This is a genomic window from Methanosarcina sp. DH1 (assembly GCF_020804205.1).
GTDB classification, from domain to species: Archaea; Halobacteriota; Methanosarcinia; order Methanosarcinales; family Methanosarcinaceae; genus Methanosarcina; species Methanosarcina vacuolata.
The window spans coordinates 108,075-133,848 of record NZ_WJBJ01000021.1; the positions used below are offsets into that span (position 1 = coordinate 108,075).

Annotated in this window: 15 protein-coding genes and 1 pseudogene; 10 read left to right on the forward strand and 6 right to left on the reverse strand. The window is 38.5% G+C overall.

The features are described 5' to 3' along the window. Positions 1-292 precede the first annotated feature (292 nt). Complete coding sequence (locus FXW07_RS11745; RefSeq protein ID WP_276573349.1) at positions 293-6,025, forward strand: PKD domain-containing protein; 5,733 nt, start codon at positions 293-295, stop codon at positions 6,023-6,025. Positions 6,026-6,507: 482 nt separating this feature from the next. Here the strand turns inward: FXW07_RS11745 and FXW07_RS11750 are convergent, their stop codons facing one another. Both FXW07_RS11750 and FXW07_RS11755 read right to left on the reverse strand, forming a co-directional pair. Beyond that, on the reverse strand, positions 6,508-6,645 hold the full coding sequence (locus FXW07_RS11750; RefSeq protein WP_229395600.1) for a hypothetical protein: 138 nt from the start codon (positions 6,643-6,645) through the stop codon (positions 6,508-6,510). Between the two features lie 92 nt (positions 6,646-6,737). Next, positions 6,738-6,893, reverse strand: a complete 156-nt coding sequence (locus FXW07_RS11755) for a hypothetical protein (RefSeq protein WP_156150955.1) — start codon at positions 6,891-6,893, stop codon at positions 6,738-6,740. 571 nt (positions 6,894-7,464) lie between these two features. On the opposite strand from FXW07_RS11755, the gene FXW07_RS11760 reads away from it, so the two are divergent. From FXW07_RS11760 to FXW07_RS11770, 3 genes and pseudogenes are all read left to right on the forward strand, one after another. After that, on the forward strand, positions 7,465-8,310 hold the full coding sequence (locus tag FXW07_RS11760) for a sulfide/dihydroorotate dehydrogenase-like FAD/NAD-binding protein (RefSeq protein WP_229395601.1): 846 nt from the start codon (positions 7,465-7,467) through the stop codon (positions 8,308-8,310). A gap of 17 nt (positions 8,311-8,327) precedes the next feature. Beyond that, positions 8,328-9,737, forward strand: a complete 1,410-nt coding sequence (gene gltA / locus FXW07_RS11765) for an NADPH-dependent glutamate synthase (protein WP_229395602.1) — start codon at positions 8,328-8,330, stop codon at positions 9,735-9,737. A 151-nt stretch (positions 9,738-9,888) separates the two neighbouring features. After that, positions 9,889-10,140, forward strand: a pseudogene (locus tag FXW07_RS11770) (IS1634 family transposase); the annotation flags it as partial. A 51-nt stretch (positions 10,141-10,191) separates the two neighbouring features. Here the strand turns inward: FXW07_RS11770 and FXW07_RS11775 are convergent. Then, on the reverse strand, positions 10,192-11,469 hold the full coding sequence (locus FXW07_RS11775; protein WP_229395603.1) for a threonine/serine exporter family protein: 1,278 nt from the start codon (positions 11,467-11,469) through the stop codon (positions 10,192-10,194). Between the two features lie 852 nt (positions 11,470-12,321). Between FXW07_RS11775 and FXW07_RS11780 the strand changes: the two genes are divergently transcribed. From FXW07_RS11780 to FXW07_RS11790, 3 genes are all read left to right on the forward strand, one after another. Continuing rightward, positions 12,322-13,770: a saccharopine dehydrogenase NADP-binding domain-containing protein gene (locus tag FXW07_RS11780; RefSeq protein ID WP_229395604.1), complete on the forward strand. Its 1,449-nt coding sequence runs from the start codon at positions 12,322-12,324 to the stop codon at positions 13,768-13,770. Positions 13,771-14,445: 675 nt separating this feature from the next. Further along, positions 14,446-15,591, forward strand: a complete 1,146-nt coding sequence (locus tag FXW07_RS11785; RefSeq protein WP_229395605.1) for a pentapeptide repeat-containing protein — start codon at positions 14,446-14,448, stop codon at positions 15,589-15,591. A gap of 584 nt (positions 15,592-16,175) precedes the next feature. Further along, positions 16,176-17,099, forward strand: coding sequence for a phosphotransferase (locus FXW07_RS11790; protein WP_346655650.1), 924 nt, complete (start codon positions 16,176-16,178; stop codon positions 17,097-17,099). 470 nt (positions 17,100-17,569) lie between these two features. Here the strand turns inward: FXW07_RS11790 and FXW07_RS11795 are convergent, their stop codons facing one another. From FXW07_RS11795 to FXW07_RS11805, 3 genes are all read right to left on the reverse strand, one after another. Further along, positions 17,570-18,223 carry an HAD family hydrolase gene (locus tag FXW07_RS11795; protein ID WP_048153821.1) on the reverse strand — a complete coding sequence of 218 codons (654 nt, stop codon included), beginning with the start codon at positions 18,221-18,223 and terminating at the stop codon, positions 17,570-17,572. A gap of 1,459 nt (positions 18,224-19,682) precedes the next feature. After that, positions 19,683-20,630 carry a phosphotransferase gene (locus FXW07_RS11800; RefSeq protein WP_229395606.1) on the reverse strand — a complete coding sequence of 316 codons (948 nt, stop codon included), beginning with the start codon at positions 20,628-20,630 and terminating at the stop codon, positions 19,683-19,685. A 698-nt stretch (positions 20,631-21,328) separates the two neighbouring features. After that, positions 21,329-22,054: a metallophosphoesterase gene (locus FXW07_RS11805; protein WP_346655654.1), complete on the reverse strand. Its 726-nt coding sequence runs from the start codon at positions 22,052-22,054 to the stop codon at positions 21,329-21,331. A 1,464-nt stretch (positions 22,055-23,518) separates the two neighbouring features. Here FXW07_RS11805 and FXW07_RS11810 point away from each other — a divergent pair. The 3 genes from FXW07_RS11810 (at position 23,519) to FXW07_RS11820 (ending at position 25,766) form a co-directional block, all read left to right on the forward strand. Then, positions 23,519-24,019, forward strand: coding sequence for a rhodanese-like domain-containing protein (locus tag FXW07_RS11810; protein WP_229395608.1), 501 nt, complete (start codon positions 23,519-23,521; stop codon positions 24,017-24,019). Positions 24,020-24,386: 367 nt separating this feature from the next. Continuing rightward, complete coding sequence (locus FXW07_RS11815; RefSeq protein WP_229395609.1) at positions 24,387-25,001, forward strand: TetR/AcrR family transcriptional regulator; 615 nt, start codon at positions 24,387-24,389, stop codon at positions 24,999-25,001. Between the two features lie 15 nt (positions 25,002-25,016). After that, entirely contained in the window at positions 25,017-25,766 is a 750-nt protein-coding gene (locus FXW07_RS11820) for an ABC transporter ATP-binding protein (protein WP_048153830.1), read from the forward strand. Positions 25,767-25,774 lie beyond the last annotated feature (8 nt).

Genomic DNA, 25,774 nt, shown 5'->3' on the forward strand with positions numbered 1-25,774 from the left:
ATATAAATATTTTTAAATACAAATATGATATAATTGCGATTGTTGAGTTCTGTTAAGATATAACGTATATTTTTCAAAATTCGACGGGAAATTTTCTAACAAGTTTACTTCACATTGTGAAGTTGAATTCGTTTTTGAGTCAGTTACACATACAATTAAGTAAACTCTATAAAATATATACGTATGTTATTTTTTGCTATGTATAAAAAGGAGATCTTAAAAGGTGAAATATCAAAAAGCCAACGTTTTTAAGATAACGTCATTATGTTTGGTTTTATTGTTTCTTGGACTGATGAGTGCGTCTGTTACGCATGCTGAAACTTATCACTTTGTTGCAAAGTGGGGTTCTGAGGGCAGCAGTGACGGACAATTTTCTAGTCCATGTGGTGTCGTTATCGGTCCTTCTGGTAATGTTTATGTTGCCGACACTTCCAATCACCGCATTCAGGAGTTTGACAGCAGTGGCTCATTCATTAACAAATGGGGTTCTTATGGCAGTAGCAGCAATGGGCCGTTTTCTTCTCCACAAGGTGTTGCTGTAGATTCTTCTGGAAATGTTTATGTTGCCGATACGTACAATCATCGTATCGTGAAGTTTGACAGCAGTGGGAAATGCCTTACCAAATGGGGTTCCGAGGGCAGCGGTGAAGGGCAATTTTCTTTTCCACAAGGTATTGCTGTAGATTCATCTGGCAATGTTTATGTTGCCGATACGTCCAATAATCGTATTCAGGAGTTTGATAGCAACGGTAAATACATTACCCAATTGGGTTCTGAGGGTACTGGTTACGGAGAATTAGATGATCCGCGTGGTGTAGCTGTAGATTCTTCTGGTAATATTTATGTTGCCGATACATATAATAATCGCATTCAAAAATTTGACAGCGACGGTGAATTTCTAGCTAGTTGGGGTTCTGGGGGCAGTGGTAACAAACAATTTAGTAGCCCATCCGGTGTTGCTGTAGATTCTTCGGGTAATATTTATATTGCTGATTTATATAATAATCGCATTCAGAAGCTTGACAGCAATGGCATATATCTTACCCAATGGGGTATTTATGGCAGCGATGATGGACAATTTAACAATCCACCAAGAGTTTTTGTAGACTCTTCAGACAATATATATGTTGCCGATACGTACAATCATCGCATTCAGAAATTTGATAGTAGTGGAACATTCCTTACCAAATGGGGTTCTTATGGCAGCGAAGACGGACAATTTGACTCTCCACAGGGTGTTGCTGTAGATTCTTCTGGAAACTTTTATGTTGCCGATACAAATAATAATCGCATTCAGAAGTTTGATAGTAGCGGAACATTCCTTCTCCAATGGAATACTTCTGGCAATGATGGAGATTTTTCTTCTCCACGAGGTGTTGCTGTAGATTCGTCTGGCAATGTTTATGTTGCCGATACGTCCAATCATCGCATTCAGAAATTTGATAGTAGCGGAACATTCCTTACCAAATGGGGTTCTGAGGGCAGCGGTGAAGGAGAATTTGAATCTCCACAAGGAATTGCTGTAGACTCTTCAGGTAATGTTTATGTTGCCGATACATATAATTCTCGCATTCAAAAATTTGATAGTAGCGGAACATTCATTACCAGTTGGGGGGAATGGGGCGGTGGCCACGGACAATTTTGTGAGCCAACAGGTGTTGCTATAGATTCATCTGGCAATGTTTATGTTGCCGATGGGTGGTACAGTTGTCGCATTCAAAAATTTAACAGCATTGGCAAATACATTATCCAATTTGGTGGTTATGGCAGCGATGACGGACAATTTATTGATCCACATGGTATTGTTGTAGATTCTTCTGGCAATATTTATATTTCCGATTCTGGCAATAATCGCATTCAGAAATTTGATAGTAGTGGAGCATTCCTTACCAAATGGGGCTACTCTGGCAGTGACGAAGGGCAGTTTTCTAATCCACAAGATATTGCTGTAGATTCTTCAGGCAATGTTTATGTTTCCGATACGTCCAATAATCGCATTCAGAAGTTTGCTGCATCATTACTTCCTCTTGCAAACTTCGGCAGTAATGTGACCAGTGGTTATGCTCCTCTGTCAGTCCAGTTTACCGATAAATCTGAAAATGCAACTGGATGGGACTGGAACTTTGGAGACGGAACTAATTCAACCGAGCAGAATCCAGTGCATATTTTTTCGGTAGCAGGGAACTATACTGTTAACCTGACAGTGAGCAATGCATATGGTACAGACTCAAAGTTGGCCACAATAAGGGTTGATTCACCTTCTTACTATTCGGTAAATGGCCATTATTATAGTGCAATATATGCACCTGAAGGCATTACCTGGACAGATGCAAAAACGGCGGCTGAGTCTTCTACTTATCTTGGAATGAATGGACATCTGGCCACAATCAATTCTCAGGGTGAAAACGATTTTATATACAATAATCTTATCGTAACACCAAATTATTATTGGTTGGGGGCCTTTCATCCAGAGGATAGTCCGGAACCTGAAAGCGGTTGGCAATGGGTAACAGGCGAACCGTGGAATTATACTTACTGGGATTCAGGCCAGCCGGATGGCGATTATGAAGGTGTGCTTCAGTTCTTCTATAATGACAAATGGAATGACCTTTCTCGCTATTCTGGCGAAAGTGGCTATGTCATAGAATACGAACCATCTAATAAGGCACCAGTACTTCCTGTCGCAAACTTCAGTGCCAATGTCAGTGAAGGTTATGCCCCTCTGTCAGTCCAGTTTATCGATCTGTCAGAAAATGCAACTTCATGGCTCTGGGACTTTGGGGACGGTACCAACGCTACCGAGCAGAATGTTTCTCATACATATACATCAGTTGGTAACTATACCGTCAATCTTACTGTTTCCAATGCAGACGGAAGCGATTCTGAAGTCAAGACTGATTACATTGTCGTAAGTGAACCACTACCTGGAGCACCAGTTGCAAACTTTACAGCAACGCCAACTTCTGGAAATGCACCACTTAGTGTTAACTTCACTGATGCTTCRACYGGCACTGTCTCATCATATGCATGGGACTTTGATAAYGATGGAACTGTAGACAGTACTAAGCAGAATCCAGTCTACACTTATGCTACGGCTGGTAACTACACTGTCAATCTCACTGTTTCCAATGCAGGCGGAAGCGATTCGGAGGTAAAGACTGATTACATTGTCGTAAGTGAACCACTGCCTGGAGCACCAGTTGCAAACTTTACAGCAACGCCTACTTCTGGARATGCACCACTTAGTGTTAACTTCACTGATGCTTCRACYGGCACTGTCTCATCATATGCATGGGACTTTGATAAYGATGGAACTGTAGACAGTACTAAGCAGAATCCAGTCTACACTTATGCTACGGCTGGTAACTACACTGTCAATCTCACTGTTTCCAATGCAGGCGGAAGCGATTCKGAGGTMAAGACTGATTACATTGTCGTAAATGAACCATTACCTGGAGCACCAGTTGCAAACTTTACCGCAACGCCTACTTCTGGAAATGCACCACTTAGTGTTAACTTCACTGATGCTTCGACTGGCACTGTCTCATCATATGCATGGGACTTTGATAACGATGGAACTGTAGACAGTACTAAGCAGAATCCAGTCTACACTTATGCTACGGCTGGTAACTACACTGTCAATCTCACTGTTTCCAATGCAGGCGGAAGCGATTCGGAGGTAAAGACTGATTACATTGTCGTAAATGAACCATTACCTGGAGCACCAGTTGCAAACTTTACCGCAACGCCTACTTCTGGAAATGCACCACTTAGTGTTAACTTCACTGATGCTTCGACTGGCACTGTCTCATCATATGCATGGGACTTTGATAACGATGGAACTGTAGACAGTACTAAGCAGAATCCAGTCTACACTTATGCTACGGCTGGTAACTACACTGTCAATCTCACTGTTTCCAATGCAGGCGGAAGCGATTCTGAAGTCAAGACTGATTACATTGTCGTAAATGAACCATTACCTGGAGCACCAGTTGCAAACTTTACCGCAACGCCTACTTCTGGAAATGCACCACTTAGTGTTAACTTCACTGATGCTTCGACTGGCACTGTCTCATCATATGCATGGGACTTTGATAACGATGGAACTGTAGACAGTACTAAGCAGAATCCAGTCTACACTTATGCTACGGCTGGTAACTACACTGTCAATCTCACTGTTTCCAATGCAGGCGGAAGCGATTCTGAAGTCAAGACTGATTACATTGTCGTAAATGAACCATTACCTGGAGCACCAGTTGCAAACTTTACAGCAAATGTTACAAGCGGTATCACCCCACTTACTGTGAACTTTACTGATGCTTCAACTGGTACTGTATCATTATATGCATGGGACTTTGATAATGATGGAACTGTAGACAGTACTGATCAGAACCCAATATACACCTACACCGCAGCTGGTAACTATACCGTCAATCTTACTGTAACCGGACCGGGTGGAAGCGATTCTGAGGTGAAAACTGGTTACATCGATGTCTCCAATCCATCTCCATCAAAGCCGGTAGCTAACTTTTCTGCTTCTCCAACTTCTGGAAAAGCTCCATTAAAGGTTGCCTTTACTGACATAAGCACAGGAACACCGACAAAGTGGATATGGGACTTTGGAGATGGGTCAAAGTCATACCTCCAGAATCCGACTCATAAGTATTCAAAGGCAGGGGTCTATACTGTTAGCTTAMYAGTAAAGAATGCTGCAGGACGTAATACGGTAACAAAARCAGATTATATAAAAGTGATAACAAAACCTGTTGCAAACTTCACCAGCAGTGTTACATCAGGAAAAGCTCCATTAAAGGTTGCCTTTACTGACACAAGCACAGGCTCTCCAACTTCATGGAAATGGAATTTCGGAGACGGAAGTACTTCAACCCARCAGAATCCAACGCATAGATATTCCWTWGCAGGAAACTATACGGTAGTACTTACGGTGAGCAATGCGGCGGGCAGTAATACAGTAACAAAAGATGGCTATATACAAGTGATAKATAAACCGGTAGCTAACTTTTCTGCTTCTCCRACTTCTGGGAAAGCACCATTAAAGGTTGCCTTTACTGATACGAGCACAGGAACACCGACAAAGTGGACATGGGACTTTGGAGATGGTTCCAAGTCATACCTCCAGAATCCGACTCACAAGTATTCAAAGGCAGGAGTATATACTGTTAACTTGACAGTAAAGAATGCTGCAGGAAGTAATACGGTAACAAAAACAGACTATATAAAAGTGATAACAAAGCCGGTTGCCGAATTCTCTGCTTCTCCGACCTCAGGAAAAGCTCCATTAAAGGTTGCCTTTACTGACACAAGCACAGGCTCTCCAACTTCATGGAAATGGAATTTCGGAGACGGAAGTACTTCAACCCAACAGAATCCAACGCATAGATATTCCTTAGCAGGAAACTATACGGTAGTACTTACGGTGAGCAATGCGGCGGGCAGTAATACAGTAACAAAAGATGGCTATATACAAGTGATATATAAACCGGTAGCTAACTTTTCTGCTTCTCCAACTTCTGGGAAAGCACCATTAAAGGTTGCCTTTACTGACACAAGCACAGGCTCCCCAACTTCATGGAAATGGGATTTTGGAGATGGAACAACTTCAACCCAGCAGAATCCAACCCATAAGTATTCCAAAGTAGGGAATTATACTGTTAAGCTTACAGCAATAAATGCTGCAGGCAGTAACATGGTAACAAAAACAGATTATATAAAAGTAGTAACAAAGCCGGTTGCCGAATTCTCTGCTTCTCCGAGCTCAGGAAAAGCTCCATTAAAGGTTGCCTTTACTGATAAAAGTACAGGCTTGCCAGATAAGTGGAAATGGAGTTTTGGAGACGGGACAACTTCAAGGGAACAGAATCCAGAACATGAGTATTTACAGGAAGGAAAATATAAGGTTGTCCTTACAGTAAGCAATGCGGCGGGCAGCAATACTGTAACAAAAACAAATTACATAACAGTGACAACAAATACCAGACCTGGAATATATTCTGAAAACGAATAAGCCTTTAAACTGAAAAAAGAGAAAAAATCGAGACTAAAGGGTGAGAGGTCATTAACAAATCTGGCAAACAAACCCTTTAGCCTCGTTGACCAGAGTTGAAAACCAACTCTGGTTTGCAATTTTTAATAATTGGTTCCCATGAATCAATCTTGGTTCCAGCAATAAATTGTAGAAAATCTGTTTTAGAACTTAGATCTGTTTTAGAACTTAACTCTGTTTTAGAACTTAAATCTGTTTTAGAACTTCTAATTTATCTTTAACATATTGGCATTCTATTTTGAGTATTTTATTCGAGAGCGTTTCTTAAATATTACGTGATTATTTATTTGATTGAAAATTGGTAAACATAATAAAAGTATCCAAAAGTAAAGAAGTAAGCAACAAGTGCTTAAAAATACAAGGAAAGAAAAGAAAAAAAGTCGAACAAATACCTTTATTCAAGGATTTTTCCTCTGCCCCTCCTTTTCCATACCTCATAAAATTCAGTACTCTATTTCTTCCCCATAAAGAGTCTTTCGTTCTTCTTCATCGTATTTGTCACAGCTTATGAGAGGCTTTTGCCTTGCTTTGACCTCTTTTTCCCTAGGACCCGGAGATTCAGTATCAGTTTTCTGTACCATAAGAGTTTCCTCTTATATTTCTTCAATCTCTCAGCGTCTTCAATCTCTCAGCGTCTTAATTGTTCCGGCAAAAAAGTAAAAAATAAGTGAGATTATTTACAGGTATCAAGGAGCGATCTCTTCTTGCCACCCCTGGCTTCGGTAGGATGTATCGGATCGACATCAGCTACTTCTTCCCCTTCTTTTTTCTCTAACTTCTCTCCCTTTGTACCTTCTCTTCTTTCTTCAGGCATTTGTTTAACCCCCATATCTATAAATTCGTTTCAGTTGTCTTTTCCTGAATCTGCCTGTCAGAACGAACTCACTCATCTTTTTATAGCCATTCAGCTTTTTATAGAGTGGACGAATTCCTCAAGCGAGTAAATCTCTCTTTCAGGCAAAGGTTTTAAATTTTCAAGCTCAAATACGGCCATAAAATTCGGTTATCTAACCGATATAGTTTGTACTGAGTTTGCTTTATCCCTCCTCTCCGCCAATCGACTACCTGATATAGTCTGTTCAGGGATTACCCCTTAATTTATTATACCCACTAGATTTATTAAATTATTGCAACAATGGTCAAAAAGTTGAAGAATACTCAGACTCTTTTAAAAAGAAGTATTGGCAGAAAGGTCGCTTATAATTCAGCAAAAAATAATCCAGACGGACAAAATAATCAAAATTATTTGGGAGAATATATATCCCATTAATCAGTATAAGGAGAACGTCCAGGCGGAAAAGCTCGGGAATATAATAAATCCGTGAGGAGATCCGCAATATCAAAATTTACCTATTCATTTGCTCTATAAAAATTGCTTTTACTCAGGAAAATGTGATCTCATGGCATATAAAGTATTGAAAAAGGAAGAAATCGCTCCGTCGGTGCACAGGATGGTAATAGATGCTCCTGACGTAGCAAAGGCTGCAAAAGCCGGACAGTTCATAATCCTCAGAATTGATGAAAAGGGAGAAAGGGTACCCCTTACTATTGCCGACTTTGACAGCGAGAAAGGCACAGTATCCATAATATTTCAGGAGATGGGCAAAACTACAAAACAGCTTGCAAAGCTTTCTGCAGGCGAGTTTCTTGAGGACGTCGTCGGACCTCTTGGCACTCCTTCCGATGTAAGGAAACTTGGCACTGTTATCCTTGTAGGTGGAGGGGTAGGAGTTGCCCCGGCTTATCCCCAGGCAAAGGCTTATAGAAAAGCTGGAAACAAGGTAATTTCCATTATAGGAGCCCGAAACAAGGACCTCCTCATCCTTGAAGAGGAAATGAAGGATGCCAGTTCCGAACTGTATATCGCAACCGATGACGGATCAAAAGGACACCACGGATTTGTTACTGATATAATGAAACAGATTCTGGATAGCGGGGAAGAGGTTGCAAGAGTTGTAATTATTGGGCCCCCGATAATGATGAAAGTAGGAGCAGGGGTAGCTTCTCCCTATGATGTTGAAATCCTGGTAAGCCTTAACTCCATTATGGTAGACGGGACAGGTATGTGCGGCGGCTGCAGGGTTACAGTTGACGGAAAAACCAGATTTACCTGCGTTGATGGGCCTGAATTTGATGCACGGAAAGTTGATTTTATTCAACTCATGAACAGGCTTGCAATGTACCGCGGCGAAGAGACAAAAGCTGTGGAAAAATACGAAGAAGAATGCAGGTGTGGACTGCACTGAAAAGGAGGGGATAAAAAATGCAAGAACTAAACGGAGAAAAAACTGCAAAAGTAAAGAAAGAAAGGACCCCTATGCCAGAACAGCCTGCGGAAGAGCGCAGGAAGAACTTTAATGAGGTAGCTCTTGGCTACACAAAAGAAGACGCTCTTGCCGAAGCCTCCCGCTGTCTCTCCTGCAAGGAACCGAAATGCGTTGAAGGCTGTCCTGTGAATGTGGATATTCCAGGCTTTATCAAGCTCGTCTGCGAGGAAGACTTTGCAGGGGCAATAGAGAAGATTAAAGGCACAAATGCCCTTCCTGCCATCTGCGGCCGTGTTTGCCCCCAGGAAACTCAGTGCGAAGCTCTCTGCGTACTCGGAAAGAAGGGGCAGCCAGTTGCTATCGGAAGGCTCGAACGCTTCTGCGCTGATTATGAGCGCCAGCAGGGGGTAAAGGTCCCTGAAATTCCAGAGCCTACAGGAAAGAAAGTAGCTGTTGTAGGTTCAGGGCCTTCGGGTCTCACTGCCGCAGCAGACCTTGCAAAGCTGGGCCACAAAGTCACAGTCTTTGAATCCCTTCACAAAGCCGGCGGAGTTCTGAGTTACGGCATTCCAGAGTTCAGGCTGCCAAAGGAAATTGTTCGGCAGGAAGTCGAGTACATTGAGCAGCTTGGGGTAGAGTTCAAGCCCAACTATATCATCGGCAGGATCAAGACCTTAGACGAGCTCTGTGACGAATTCGATGCGGTTTTCCTGGGCACTGGTGCAGGTCTACCGAGCTTTATGGGAATTCCAGGCGAAAACTTCAACGGCGTTTATTCTGCAAACGAGTTCCTGACCCGTGTAAACCTCATGAAAGCTTATGACCCTGAATATGATACCAGAGTCAGGCTTGGAAAGCACGTAGTGGTTGTCGGAGGCGGAAATGTGGCAATGGATGCCGCTCGTTCAGCCCTCCGCCTGGGCGCTGAAGAAGTTAGCATAGTCTATCGCCGTGGGGAAGAAGAGATGCCAGCCCGCAGGGAAGAAATCGAGCACGCTAAAGAAGAAGGCATAACCTTCAGGCTCCTTACAAACCCTGTCCGCATCCTCGGCGACGAGAAGTTCAATGCTACTGCAGTCGAATGCATTAAAATGGAACTGGGCGAACCTGACAAGTCCGGCAGAAGAAGCCCTGTCCCTGTAGAAGGTTCGGAATTCACTATTCCTGCCGAAGTTGTTGTTATCGCCATAGGCACATCTCCGAACCCCATGATTTTCAAAGGGTCGGAAGGCCTGGATCAGAGCAAAAGGGGCACTGTCGTTGCAGACGAAGAAACCGGTGCAACCTCAAAGTGCGGAGTCTTTGCAGGCGGAGATGTTGTCACAGGCGCAGCAACCGTTATCAGCGCAATGGGCGCTGGCAAGAAAGCTGCAAAGGCAATTGATGAGTATCTGAAAGAACAGTGAAACCAGAATTTCCTGGTTTCTTTTTTAGTTTAAAGAGAGCGTTGCAAAAGTCAAAACCGTTCTACAATGGGATATATTGGAACGTTGATTTTAAATATAGCCTGATTTTGACAGTTAAATAAAAATATTGCTCTTTGTTTTGTGTTGTTGGATACAATGTAAATCACAAAAAAGGAGCCTTCCTGCAATTCCTAACAAGAATATATGTGTTCTTATCTGACCTATTCTTGTTGTCCACTACTTTTATGAAAAGCTTAATTTCTGTTATATTTTTGGCAAATATAAAAGCAAGGGTCTTGATTTCAATAGTTTACTGATCGGCTTTTTAAGCTACAAGCTTACCGAGAATTTTAGCATCAAAGAAGCTGGCAAATGGTTGAATCAGAAAGAAATTCTGGATATCGATGTTGTATCCTGAAAGAATCATTAAAGTTTAAAATTCCTGTTCAACAACTCAGGGAGATGACCCTATTTTTAGCGGATCAGCAATCACAGCACCGATTAACAGCCCCGTTGAGATCGCTACAAAGGTCAGAGCTACCTGGATCAGACTGGCAATGGAAGAAGAATAGTTCTGTCCCACTAATGCGGCTAAGCTGATAAGCCCAAGTGCTCCTGGAACCAGGACCCAGAATGCAGGTATTATAGACACATAATACGGTGTTCTAAGTTTGGATCGCTCCAGAAAAGTTCCTAGCATTGTCATAATGATGGAACCTGTGAAAGCTCCAAAAAGTCCACCCAAAAGATAATTTCCTGCTTGCTGCCCAAGAAAAGTGGCTAACAATACAATTAAAACCCCTAACATGTCCTTGTTTCTTATGCACATCAGAAGGTACATCCCAAGGGTGAAAATAAGAACTCCAATATAGGGAGCCCACCAATACAAAGGAGTTGAAGTGTTGGCTATTATGTAATCTTCGGGCAAACCTACAACCTGGAGGCCTACTATCACTCCAAATAAGAGAAGTAGCAGTATTACAACTCCCTGAACCAGACGAGATGCACCAGATACCAGATTGTTTGCTGCCAGTTCGAACATTCCCGTAGACAGAACTGCTCCGGGAATGAAGTAAGCAAGTGCAGGGACCATTATGGTTAGAGACCCGTTTATAATTCCCTGTTTAATGCCGAGAAAAAAGATCGTGGAAACAAAAAAGGCCGTTAGAACAGGCAGAATCAGAGTAAGTCTTTTTTTATCCCCGGAATAAGCCAGTATAAGCCCTGCTACGGCTCCTAATGCTCCACAAAAAAATAACCCATTAAAGGTTGGTAGAAAGAGCATTCCCAGGCCTGTGGAAAACAGTGCGTAACCTAAAATATTTTTAATATAATTATGTTGGCGTTTAACATTTATTATTTCGTTAATACGCCTTATCCCCTGTTCAGGCGTTATTTCAGCATTTTCTGCCTGGTTGATCAACTCATATAATCTTGAAACCTGGTCTAAAGGGAGTACTCCGGGTTTCTGCAGGGCGACTTCCAGAGCCTTTGAATCGCCATCTGCAATTTTTATGATTAAAAAAGTAGGTAAACTAATAACTTCCTCAGCTTTGAAACCATAAGCCTGGCATATTTTTTTCAAAATTGACTCTATGGACATTACTGCAATTCCTGCAGTAGTCAGAGCTCTGGAGAGTTCGGTGAGGAATTTCAAAAGTTGATTAGGTGACTTTTCCTCATCTGAAATATTTAAAGAGCTTATATGAGATAAATCAGTACGTGGAACCATTTTATCAATTCATGAATTTATTCACTTTGAATTTTCGGTGCGTAGCGCATTCTTCGCTTCTTCGCTGAGCCATGAGAAAGATCCGAATGGCCTCTTCTATACAGATGGTTTTGCTTGTATGCCAGTTGCCCCAGTATCACTTGAAGTGCAAATTAAACATTGGGCGTTGTGACTGAATTAGTATTTTAGACATTTAATGTTTTAATGCTACCGATTTTTAATCTAACGTGAATATATTAGATTTTTATGCAGAAGGTAAAAGCAAATGTAGAAGTATTCAGAGACCAAAAAACGACGTCATTCAATTTTAACCAAACGCCCTGGAGTAAAATTACTTGAATCTCTCCCAAAAACACTATCTGTCAAAATATTGATTTACAACAAATATTGCAGAATGTGGGATTCACTTCCATCTCATATATTATATATTTCTAATTTGGAACTTGATTTTTCATATCCACACCTGCTCATTTTTTTAAGAATATCTTTTAACCAGTAGTCTATATTTCGGGATTCAATCCTGAAATAACTATAAAACTCCGACTGAATTGGAATGAAAATAACAGGTTTTAACAGGGTTTTTTGTGATTTGGGACGAAAAGTGTTCAGATTATTCAGAGAATCTGTAAGGCAACTATCTTGGCTCTTCGTTATTTTGTGTGGATCTTCTCATAATGTACTCATAAAAACCAATGCGGTCTTGAATTGAAAATCATCTTATCCACCGGAAATTACAAAGAGCCACTATCTTTTTCAGTTGTGGACTTTTGCTTAGTTTTGGAGGGTTCAGATTAAATTATTGTGAAATGTATATAAGAAAAGTTATATCCAAGTCTCGCGTTTACGAATCCTATGAAAAAAATGTTTTCCAATAAAGTCCTCATTATTGGCTATGGATCAGTTTCACAATGCACTCTACCCCTTTTAATGGATAAACTCGATGTCCCGCTAGAAAACATTACCTTGATTGATTTTGAAGACAAATCAAAAGCCCTAAAAAAATATACAAATCAGGGATTAAGATTTGTCTGTGAAAAAATTACCCCGAAAAATTTGAATCAGGTTTTGTCACAATATATGGAGAATGAAGGCCTGATCATTGATCTTTCATGGAATATCGATGCCAATGACATCATTAAGTGGTGCCATGATCACAATGTATTGTACGTTAACACGTCTGTTGAAGTATGGGATCCTGCTGAGAAATTTTTGACTCAAAGTCTATTGGAAAAATCTCTTTATTTAAGGCAAATGAGATTGCTTGAACTTTCCCGTGATTGGAAAGATTCGCCTACTGCTGTTGTTGACCATGGCGCAAATCCTGGCCTGATAACTCACTTCGTAAAGCAAGGCTTGCTGGATATTGCCGCCCGTACCTGTGCTGATAAGAAAGTCTCTCCCGAGGATGAACAGGAAATTTCCCTCCTTGCAAAGAACAGGGACTTTGCCCGCCTGGCTCAGAAACTGGGAATTAAAGTGATCCATTGTAGCGAGCGTGATACTCAAGTCGCAAACCGGGCAAAGGAAGTTAATGAATTTGTAGGAACGTGGAGCATTGAAGGATTGAGGGAAGAAGGAACTGCTCCGGTTGAAATAGCCTGGGGAACTCATGAGAGCAAATTGCCACCCATGGCGCATATACCTCCTTACGGACCGAAAAATGTTATTCTCTTGCCTCAGATGGGCATTAATACCTGGGTCAGGTCATGGATACCGGACGAAGAAATTGTAGGTATGGCGATCCGTCATGGCGAATCATATGGCCTTTCAAAACTGTTAACTGTTTGGGAAGATGAAAAAGTGATCTATCGGCCTACCGTACATTATGCTTATATGCCCTGTCATGATACTCTTTCTTCTCTCTGCGAATTGAGAGGCCGGAATTATGAGCTTCAACCGAAACTTCGGATTATGACAAATGAAATCACATCTGGAGAGGATATCATGGGTGCACTCCTGATGGGCCATTCTTATAATTCCTGGTGGACTGGAAGCGCATTGAGCATTGAAGAGACCAGATCTCTTGCTCCCGGTCAGAATGCTACTACTCTTCAGGTAGCAGCAGGTATTGTTGCAGCTATACTCTGGATGCTTGAAAATCCGCGAGAAGGCATTAAAACACCTGAGGACTTGCCTCATGACTTTGTCCTGGATATTGCCAGACCGTACCTTGGAAATTTTATTTCCACACCATCGGATTGGACACCGCTTAAAAATCGCAAAATATTTTTCAAAGAAAGTCCAGCAGTAAAACCCAACCCCGATACATGGCAATTTGAAAATTTTCAATTTGTAAATTAATCATTCTTACTTCTTTATCGAAAATTATTGGTACCTTTCGAAACTTGCTTTGGAAAAGTACAATTAATTTTTTAATTTTCTTTCTTTTTTATGGTTTGCATATTAATTAGATATTAAGTTATTTGTTTCCAGATATCTGTTTTACTTATTCTAAACTATATGGTATGTCGATAAAAAATGTATATTTTTTCATGGGTCTAGGTTAAGGAGTTTTCTTACCTGAAAACTATCGATTTTGCATTCGAAGCCATCCTTAAACTTTGGCCTTTTTGTATGAAATCGATACCATGTTCCAGCTCACAACTCATTGGAATATATTACAAACGTCGAGATTTCAAGTTTGAACAGCGTTGAATTTCTTATCAAATTCGAAGAAATTATGTTTGTATTAGAAACTGAATCAAGGGAAGCATAAAATATTATCTGAGCATATTGAGGTTATTTAATATTAATTTATATACATATTAACTCAGAGTCTATCCGGAAAGTCATTAACGCGTGTTGAAAAGTCACAATAAGTCTATAATATCAGAGTATCCGTTCCGGTTTTGCATATTACATATTGTAAAAGTTATAGCAGGTAACCACTTTTCGGATGGCTCTAAGTTCACATAATCCAAATCAAATTAACTGTAAGATAGCATGTTTATTTAAGTCTAGATCTGAGTGGTTGAAATGGACAATATAGAAAAAAAAGATCTTCAAGGAGCTAATTTTATAAAGACTAAGCTTGAAGGAGCCGACTTTATAGAAGCTAATCTTGAAAAGGCAAATTTTATAGGTTCTAATCTACAAGGAGCTAACTTTAAAGGAGCTAATCTTAAAGAGGCTAATCTTCAGGCAACGGAACTTCAAGGAGTTAATTTTCAAGAGGCTAATCTTCATAGAGCTAAACTTCAAGTGGCTACACTTTATGGAGCTGACCTGCAAAGGGCTAACCTTCAAGAAGCCAATCTTCAAGGAGCTAACCTCCAAAGAGCTGACCTCCAGGATGTTAACCTTCAAGAAGCAAACCTTCAGAGAACAGATCTTGTAGAAGCAAATCTTGAAAGGGCTAAAGTTCAGGGGGCTATATTTTGTGAAGCTGATCTTCAAGAAGCTAATCTTCAGGGAGCTGACCTGCAAGGAACTGACCTTCAGGGGGCTGACCTTGAAAAAGCTAATCTTCAAGGAGCCAACCTTAAAGAAACTAATCTTATAAGAGCTGATCTTGAAAAAGCTAACCTCCAGGAAGCTGACCTGCAAAAAGCGGACCTTGAAGAGGCTAACCTTCAAAGAACTAACCTTCAAGGGGCTAATCTTCAAGAAGCTAATCTCCAAAGAACTGACCTCAGAAAAGCTAATCTTCAAAGGGCTCATCTTGGAAAGGCTAACTTTGAAAAAGCTAAACTTAAAGGGGCTAACCTTAAAAAGGCTGAATGTGAAGAAACAAATCTGGAAGACGCAAAACTTAAAGAAGCTATCCTTCAAGGAGCTAACTTTGTAAAAGCTAAACTTATAAGTGCTAAACTACAAAAAGCTAACCTTAAAGGGACTAACTTCCAGGGAGCTAATCTTATAAATGCTAAACTTGGGGGCGCTAACCTTCAAAGAGCTAACCTGAAGGGGGCTAATTTTACTGGAGCTGACCTCCAAAGAGTTAATTTCAGAAAAGCTAATCTTCAGGGGGCTAAATTTAAGGAGGCAAATCTAGAAGGGGCTCAGCATTTATTAGTTGACCAGCTTTCTAATGTAAAAACACTTTATAATGCAAAATTAGATGAAAAACTTTTCATACAATTAAAAGAGAAATATCCTGCCCTGTTTGAAAAATCTGATTAAGAGCTTGTCCAGAAAGTGTTATGGCGTACTGCAATTCTTACAATATGAATATTAAGAACTGGGAAGATACTTGATGCCATATATCTTTTGTACTTATCAAATATCATCTTGATTTTTTATACCGTTTCTTATTTTTTTATGCAGTTTCTTATTTTTCGCATAGTTTGTTATACCTGACTTCCACTTTTTTACCTAACCTTCACGTTTTTACCCAACTTCTGCTTTTTTACCTAACTTCTGCTTTTTTACCTAACCTTCATGTTTTTACCTAACTCCGCATTTTTAGGCGCATATATGCTTTTCTATATCTCCGAGAGATCAGATGATTGCGATTTAGAAATATTTACATTGCATGTGATGTGCTTAAGTTTAAGTACGTGTATCGATGTCAAGCGACATTTATGTGCTTAAAAATGTGGAACTAAGGTGACAAGGACTCTAAATGGCAATCTTTACCAAAAATTTTACTTTTCAAAAGTTTCTCAAAATATAAACTATCACTGGATAGCTACATTGATCAGGATTCAGAGCAATTCAAGTTTAAAGGAGGGGGGTTTATAGCACATTTTGAATACATTAGAACAGTGAAGCCAGGTGATACTTTTAGAGACTGGCTTATAGAGATCCTTAGGGATAGAATTCATAATAAGGGTTGTGAAGTTCGAATATTTAAACTCAGTCATGCATCGCATAGGATCTGTAAATATGAATTCAAAGGGGAAAAACTCACTGTTATAGCCAAATTTTTTGCAATACCTACGGGCGTGATCAAAAAATACGATAGTTGCAGTTTAATGAAGAAAGAGTATAAGGATCTTAAAAAAGCCCGAAAAATAATTGGTGTCCCGGAACCTATTGCAATAAATAAAGATTTTAATTGCGTTCTGGTCAGTAAATATGTATCTGGAAAAACTTTATTCTGGTACTTCAAGCACAGGAGAGAGCTTAAGGAAAAGTTAGAACTTATAGCAGATATGCTTCTAAAGCTTCACGAAAATACGCAGACATATTATGATAAAGAAAATGAATTTTCAAAATTTCATTATGTTTTGAATCACCTCAAAATCAACCGGCGTATGAAAAAAGAATATAGACTCTTGCTTGGAAAATGGTGGCACAGTTCTTTCCTGGACATAAAAAACGGTTGTATGATTCATAATGATTCCACTCCTGTAAACTTTATATTCCGGGAGGGAAAGTCATTTTTACTGGACTTCGAGCTTTCATCCCGACACGGACATTTCGCATGTGATCTAGGGATACTTTGTGCTGAACTTAAGTATTATTTTGTGCAGAAGGGATCGAGCCAGGGGGCAGAGCCTTACATTCACCATTTTCTGAGACGTTACAGCAAAAATGAAAAGGAATTCTACAAAATAACTAAAATTATTCCATTTTATATGGCTTATGGCTTGTTGAGAATTGCAATGTTTAAGTCTAATACGAGCTACAGAGATTATCCTCTGAGGGAAGCAAAGAAATGTCTGGAAGCAATAGAGAAAATTTGAGGGTATATCTCCAGGTTCTTTACCCTTAGTCCACTGTCTCTTGATGTCTGTCTTTGTTTGTATCAGAGACACATCTAAACGAGTTGCTAGAAATCCCATCGTTTTAACAAGAATGTAACCAGGCATTCAAACCAAAGAATACGGGCAGTCAATAAACTTATTTTGTGACATGCACTGATCAGTAAAAAAGAGATTAAATGCAAAAATGCATCTGCAAGTGAATGTATAATTACTTATTCAAACTATGCAATTACTTATTCAAATTATATGATTACTTATTCAAACTACACAATTACTTATTCAAACTATTCAATTATTCAAAGTATACAATTACTTATTCAAAGTATGCAATTACTTATTCAAACTGAATAATTACTTATTCAAAGTATACAATTACTTATTCAAACTCGATATTACGGGATTTACTGACATTTAACTTTTTGAAATATTAATCATGGATGTGGATGGGGTTATGCATATCTCCAGGCATCCCGGATGTGCATTGCGTTCATCCCGAGACTTTGAGGTGGATAAATATCGTTTTCTGGAGTGTCGCCGATAGAGAGCACTTCCCATGGCTCAAGCCCGAGGCCGTCGAGAGCCATCTTAAAGAGCCGGGTATCAGGTTTCTTTATACGGTGGTCCGAAGACATAATTGTAAAATTAAAGCGATCATACAGACCCAGAAAACGCAGTTCCTGTTCTGTAAAAACTCTCTGGGCATTGGAAACAATGCATTTCGGGACATTTCTGTATTTTTCAAGCAGCCGCAGGCTCTGAGGGTAGGCTTCAAGTTTTTTTATAGACGCAGTTCTGAAGACCTTTGCTGTCTCAATTCCAAGCCAATAGGGATCGATTTCTTTAAAGGCGTTTTCGGCACAAATTTCCGCAAAAATCTCTTCTATACGAATGTCCGGGTGCTGCTGGCCTGAATTGCCTAGTCTGCCTATGATTTTCCATCGGTATTCTTCCCTGAGCCTTTCGGGCTCTATCCTCACTCCCTGGTAAAGCAGCCATCTGCTAACTCTTTCGTTTGTCTCTCGACTTCTTTCGTCAGTTTTGATGTCAATAAGAGTTTTGTAACAATCAAAGATTAAGCCTTTGATTTTTCCGTTTTGAAGCATGGTTTTCCTCCTTTTATTTTAGACTTTATTATAAATTTCTGTTTTCTATAGGATGTTTGATTAATCTTGATACTATCTTTTAAGTATATAGGTATTTTGGAAATACTATTATTATACGTAAATATCAATATATAGTTTTCTATTTCTCTATAGTCTATTTTTATACTTCGAAACCTAAAGCAGAAATGGTAGGGATTTAAGTTGGCTTGTTGGTTTGAAGTTCCCAAACCCCTATTAACACCTGAGAGACAAGCTATGGTATATCATATTTCATGACTGAGCTTTTCTATTCCTCCGGTTTCAATATCATGTTCTGGGTTTTATGTGGATTTTTGAATCTCATATTAAAAAAGTTACAATAATTAAAAAAATTTAAAAAAATAAAAAATAAAAAATTAAAAATATTTAAAAAATGGAATGTAGCAGATTTTTAAAAGTGATATTAAATTGGTTCTGTCTACAAATTGAGATTAAGTTTAACAAGAGAAGTAAATTCACCTTTTTTTCCTGGATTTGAGGGCCATCTTTCTACTTGAGTTTTCAGTAACTGGCCCATGATCATTGAACTTTTAAATTCCCATTGGTTCATATGACTCTTAGATATAACCTGACGCTATCACATTTTCTTTCACATCTATCGCGAAGCATAATTTTCCAATATAAACCTGTGTTTAAGTTCGTTTTTTACATGCACTACAAAACATAGAAGAACTGGCTCCCCCCGCACAGGTCCCTTATTCGTAAATCATTATTGAATCAAGCCTTGCAGTACCTATCTTTGTCCAGTATCTACATACAGGACAGTATTGAGTTTCGCTGTCTTGACTCATTTTCAGTATTGAATGGCATTCGGGACAAAATTTTAGACTTTTCATAAATAAACCTCCTTGGTAAATGGACATTTATCTGAATGAACCTTAAACAAAGGATTTTAGAGTTCTGTAGAAACCTTAATAATTCAGGCAAGACTGCAAAGTCAAAGTATTCTTATATGTGCTGCTGGGTTGGATTTCCTTCAGTTACTGTTCTTATTAAATTTATGAGCTACAGGGGAAGAGATGCCTGCAGCCCATAGAGATCTGGTTGAAGGTACTGGAAACCTTTCAGGTTATACATAGAATGGATTTATTATATATTTTTTGGATATATTCAATATAGTAGTAAACTATACTAATTAGTTTAAAAGTAAGTGTTCCTTATCATAAAGAATTTTCCTTAAAGTTAAGCTCAAGCACATTCGGCGTTATGAACGGCGTCTTTCTTTAGACTTTACTTTAAAAAGTTGAATGTTTAATGCTATTGATTTCTCCGTTCAACCGTTTAAGTCTATCAAATACAAGCTACAGAAATTACCTTTTAAGAAAAAAGGAGATATTTTGGAGCAATAAATTGGAAAAAAGAACAGAATAATGAATTTTAAATGCTATATCCTTTCGCATATCCTCTGAATAACCACATTTTACCCTCTATTAATTGCTTTCAAGCACTCACGTGCTTCTTTGATTAGATAGTTCCTGTGGCTGCCTCGATGAATGCGTGCTGAACGAAGTAAACCTATGCTCATGAAAAAAGGCAAAACTCTGGTTATGTAGATAAAGTCCTTTTCATCATTGCTATATTCCCTGAGGAAGTTTCCTATGTATGGTTCGGCTTTCCAGCTTCCTCCTTTATACCATTCGAACTCGTTCTTAAGTTCTGCAGTGAGAATTCCCAGGTCTCTTACAGGATGGGCATGTGACCAGGAGCTTTCAAAATCAATTGCATAAGGTTTACCTTTACAAAATATATAATTGGAGGGAGTGACATCCCTGTGAACCATACAGCCGCATTCCCTGTCGAGCCACGAACTGTACCACCATTCTCCAAGCAGTTTATTAAAAGTCTTTCTAGTATCAGGGTTCAGTTTCAGATGGCCCAGGACCTCATGATAATTTTTGAATTCGTTTTCTTTATTGTAAGAGGACTTTGTATTATCATGAAGCTGGCGAAGCATATGTGCAACCGCAGTAAGCCGTTCATTGAGTTTTTCTTCATGTTTTATGTACCAGCCCAAAGATTTACCTGGTATATACTCGGTCACAAGCGCACAGTTATATTTTTTATTGACTGCAAGCGGTTTTGCAACATTTATTATTGAAGCGGCTCTCTCAAGGTTCCTATATTCCTTCATCATGCCTTTATAAGCGTTATAATTTTTCAGTTGTCCTGTAGGTTCAGAAAAAAACTTTGCCACTACACTATAATGTTGGCCCTTGAAATGATACCTGCAGACAGTATGAGAAGAATTTGATTTAAAAACATCAACCAAACAATGCTTATTCTTAAGCCGATCTGTTACAACTTTCTCAACAAGCCAGTCTCTGAAAGGATTTCCAGGGCTTAAAGTATTTACATATTGATATGCCACCTTATACCCACCACTTTAAAAAGATATTTATCAATATAACTTTAGTCAACAGCTACATATTTCGTTTTAAAAATTATACTATTGATGAAAGAACAGATAGTGACTTTGATTCTATATACTTGTATTGGATACTATTAAATTGAATTTATTTATTACTACTGGTGACTATCTATAAGAATCTAATATCCTCTCGAATGTAGGCTAACTGATTGGAGACTAAAACACTTGTAGCAGCTTCAAATACTACATGTAGTGACTTCGAATCTGAATATTGGGGTATTACGAATTTGATAATAATGAGATTAAAGTAACTTAACATCTAAAAAATTGATATAGTTTCCAGAATTTTGTGATTTTTGGAATTACGTTCATCATTGGATTTGGGGATCAAATCAATTTCAGTTCCATATCAATAATACATTCCTGAATATGTAAAAATAAGTGAATAATTAGTTACAAGGAGAATAGGTCTGAAGACTCATAAATTATGCAGCTATAGTAATAGCATCCATTATTCATGGTATCCAGGCAAAAAAGGAGGATGTAATTATTGTATATTTAAAACATCTTTACTTTTTTAAAGCTCTTCAGGAGAAGGAACAGGATACTTCTCAAGCACTGTACCTCATATTTTTCTAACTTTATTTTGCTTAATTATATACTTTATTTTGCTTAATTATATACTTTATTTTGTTTAATTATATTATACTATCAACAACTTTCTCTTTTTCCCCTCTAGAAAAAACTCTGTAAACTTGCAGATACCAACGCTTGCAATCGGATTCTGGTGCATCAATTTCAATCAAATTGTAGCACTGAGACATTTTTCCACGAACTTTGGAAGAACAGACAGTTCCCGCACTGATTACAAGCATGTCATTCAATCTCCAGACCCAGGGGATGTGCCAGTGCCCGCAGAGCACAAGGTTGACACCTGAGCGGTCGAGGAGTTCCAGAACGTCTCCTGCATCTACAAGTACATTATTTCCCCGACCAGTTCTGGGGATCGGAATAAGGTGGTGGTGAAGGGCAAAAACTTTGAAACCGTTTACTGAAAAAGTATTCTCTATCCAGTTGTAATTTTCTCTTCCAATATGTCCTTCGTCAAGTTCCGGCTGGGAAGAATCAAGCCCTACTACAGTGACCTCTCCAAAGTGCCCGGAAGTCGATCTGGTTTTGAAAAGATCCTCAAAAAAGAGGTAACCGGCATTTCTGGAGTCATGGTTTCCTGGAACTATCACCTTGTTTTCGCATTCAATCCTGTCGATGAATTTCTTTGCCCCATTATACTCGGCTGCAAGCCCGTTTTCCGTCAGGTCTCCGGTGATTACTACAATATCTGGAGAACTCCTGTTTATGTTTTCAAGCATGGAATTTGCAATATCAGGCATATAATATGCCTCTGAGAAATGAATGTCTGAAATATGTACTATTCTTTTAATTTCTATTCCTCTGTCTTACTCATTCGCGTTTCAACGTTGAGAATAATAATTAATGAAATTATATATAGTTATTCGATTTAGACAATATACAAAAAAGAAAAAAGGTAATTAATAAAATAAGTATATTTTCTATATATAATTAAATTTTTTAGTCGAGTGAATTTTTCTTTGATATTCTATTTTTTTGGCTGACCTTTGTTCCGAAATAACCTGCGAGAAAACAGAAGTTAATATTCTGGGAATTGAGACTCAAAGCGCAAGTGAAGGTCTGGAAGACATTAACTTATTGAATCATGGCCATAAAAAAGAAAATGAAGAGATTTGAGCACTGGCTCACTGTAAAATAAGTAACATGGGATAATTAATTCAATTCTTGTGAAGGCATATTTTTCTTGTCTGTTCGTATATTTTCTGGTCTGTTCAGTTCTGTTCATAGGTTCGGGTCTGTTCATAGGTTTTGTTCCCACGTTACTAATCAATGATACACATCTTTTGTATATATAGTTTTGTTCTTTCTATATTAAGATCTCACTAAATATTAGTTTCAATATCAAAAAACAATATTTTTTATTTTTCTATTTTCCTTCTGGAGTTCCTGGGAAACGTTATCATCCAATGATATTTTTTTTGCAAAAATCACATAAAAATCCTGTGTTTCTCATCAGCTTGTTTTTTGTTCTCTTCATTAGTATGCAAAATAAATAGTCTGCTCCATATCATTTTCTTTCTCCAGATCAGGACTTCCTGTTTATATGTACATGAGGACTGAAAAACTTCTGGTTTCCGGAATATAAAAAATTTTGAATCAAATGTCATGAGCGTTTTATCCCAAAATTATTCCGTTTAAATCTTGTATTTCAGTTATATGTCGTGCACAAATGATTCACCATTTTACTTCAACTTCAAATTTGGTTCATTTTACATGGTTATTCTATAGTATCAAAAGGGAATTGGAATTAACTCAAATTTAATTTTTTGAGTCGCCTGCTGTTGTATCGTATATCAACTTTCAAATAGTTTTGAATCTACGAAAGCATTTCAGGATACAACGGTTAGGATTCCAAAGGTTTAGGATTCCTGAAAATTGATTTTTCAAAGGGCAATATCTCTTATTGTGTAAGGTCTTACTCGCTGGATCGTAAACCAAAATTATTTAATATTTATAAAGTAATTTACATTATAACCTTCGTATATTTAGAAAACAGAAGGATTAAAAACATTCAATTAAAGCGGTTACTCGCCTCACTAAACGGATTTTACAATATTATACAGAAATAAAATCTAATTTTATATAAAAATAAAATGCACTTTTAAGGGAAAGCTAAATTCGGTGATATTTTAAGAAATAATACGTTACACAATGCGTCATTTCAAAGTATTTTTAAAGCCATGCGTTTTCCCTAAAATTTAAAGAAGGTAAAAAATTGTATTATTGGAGGAGTAAGATTGAATAAACAATGTTTATCAAGTTTTGCTGCAATTCTTATTGCGCTTCTCATAATTGCTCCTGGCATTGCAGGAGCGGCCCCTAAGATTGGTTGTACTGCACCGGGTTATGAGAATGTCACGGTCTGTCAAGCTAAAGATATACTCGAAAATAAACATGTATTCCTTCTGGATGTTCGTACTCCAGCAGAATTTAACTATTCTCACATTGAAGGAGCGACATTAATACCATTAAAAAATGTGCCGAAGCATGATTCTGTAAGTTTGCCAGACGACCAGTTACTGCCTAATCGGCTGAAAGAACTGCCAGAAAACAAAAACACAAAGATAGTTGTCTATTGCCTTAGCGGGGGACGAAGTGCCGCCGCAAGCCAAATGATAGCAGATGCCGGTTACAAAAACGTATATAACGTTCAAGGCGGTCTCAAAGCATGGGTAAATGCGGGATATCCAGTTGTAATTGATCCTGTAAAATGGTTCGCTAGTTATCCTCCTAATTAAGTTTAAGGAAATAATATAGGCATATTATTGGCTTTTGTAGAAATCCTGTAGGTTATGAATTTCCAAATACTTATAAACAGAAGTACGAAAGTTAGATTTCAGTGATTGAATAAAGGATTTCTACAGAACTTGATTTTTATACTTATGACTTAGCTGTTGAAGTAATAACTCAATAATATTAAACTTCCATCTGTCCAGATGTCAGTATAAAAAAGAATTAAACGCACGTAAATCTTTGAAAGAATCTGTTTTTGAGCATCCAGGTTGTTCATATCTTTAATTCATACCTTGATTTTTACTTTCAATAGAGTTTTATTTAGTATGTATAGCAATATCTTTAAATGAAAGTAAGTAATTGCTTACTTACATGGAAGATACAGAACAAAGAATCTTAGACGCAGCTTTGAGAGTGTTCGCCAGTGAAGGATACACGGGTGCGACTACACGAAAAATCGCTGAAGAGGCAAACGTTGCCGAGGTAACTTTGTTCCGAAAATTCAAGTCAAAAGAAAACCTGCTGAAAGAGGTGTTAATCAGTAACCGAACTGTTTTTTCATCGCTGGAGGAGTTATTCCATATATTCCAGAACGAAAAAGATGCAGACCTTGAGACAGAGCTTCGGATTTTAGGGAAAAATATTGCAAAAGCTATGAAAGATAAAAAGAAGGATAGCAAACGCCGGATGTTTATGTTTATGCTATTTGAAGAAGGAAGACGGAGGCCTGAAGTCTCTGAAGCTCTATTATCGTTTCTTCAACTGAATATCAAGCCTTTGAGCGAATACTTTGATTTGCAAATAAAAAACGGAAAAATGCGGACTATAAATTCCAGGTCCGCAGCAATAACTTTTGTCAGTTATTTTGTTTATACATCTTTACTAAGAGAAGTATTTGGTGACAGTTTGTTGGGTGATTATAATGAGGAAATTGAACGGTTTATTGACATATTCACTAAAGGTATCCTGAAGGATGAAGAAAACTGAAAAACAGGTGAGTAAATGGAACCGATTATTGAGGTCAAAAATCTTGTCAAAGTCTTTCATTCACGAGGGAGGAAAATAACCGCAGTGAACGATGTCAGCTTCGATGTATTCAAAGGAGAAATTTTCGGTATGATAGGACCAAATGGAGCTGGCAAATCAACTACGTTTTCCATGCTTACCACGTTAATAAAGCCCACAAGTGGCAGTATAAGAGTTGCTGGCTTTGATGTTGAAAAACAGGACTACAAAATAAGACCGCTTATAGGCATAGTTCCACAGAAGCTCAGCCTTTACCCACTCCTTACAGCCAGAGAAAACCTGGAACTCATGGGGAACCTTTACAATGTTCCTAAACAGGTCATGGAAGAAAAAATCGATTACTATCTGAAGCTTGTAGGGCTCGAAGCTAGTGCTGACCGCTTTACTGGAGGCTTTTCTGGTGGTATGAAACAGCGCTTATCAGTAATCGCCGCAGTGTTGCACGACCCTCAGATTCTATTCTGGGATGAACCTTCAACCGGTCTTGACCCCCAGACAAGAAATGTGATCTGGAAACTCGCCAGGAAATTCAACGAAGAAGGGAAAACTCTGGTTTTTACAACTCATTACATGGAAGAGGCGGACAATCTATGTGATAGGGTTGCTGTAATGGACTCCGGCAAAATGGTAGCTCTTGATAACCCCGAACGTTTAAAAGAAACTACAGGGAGTACAAATCTGGAAGAAGTGTTTGTACACTTTACAGGAGAAGAGGTACGTGATTAAATGACAAT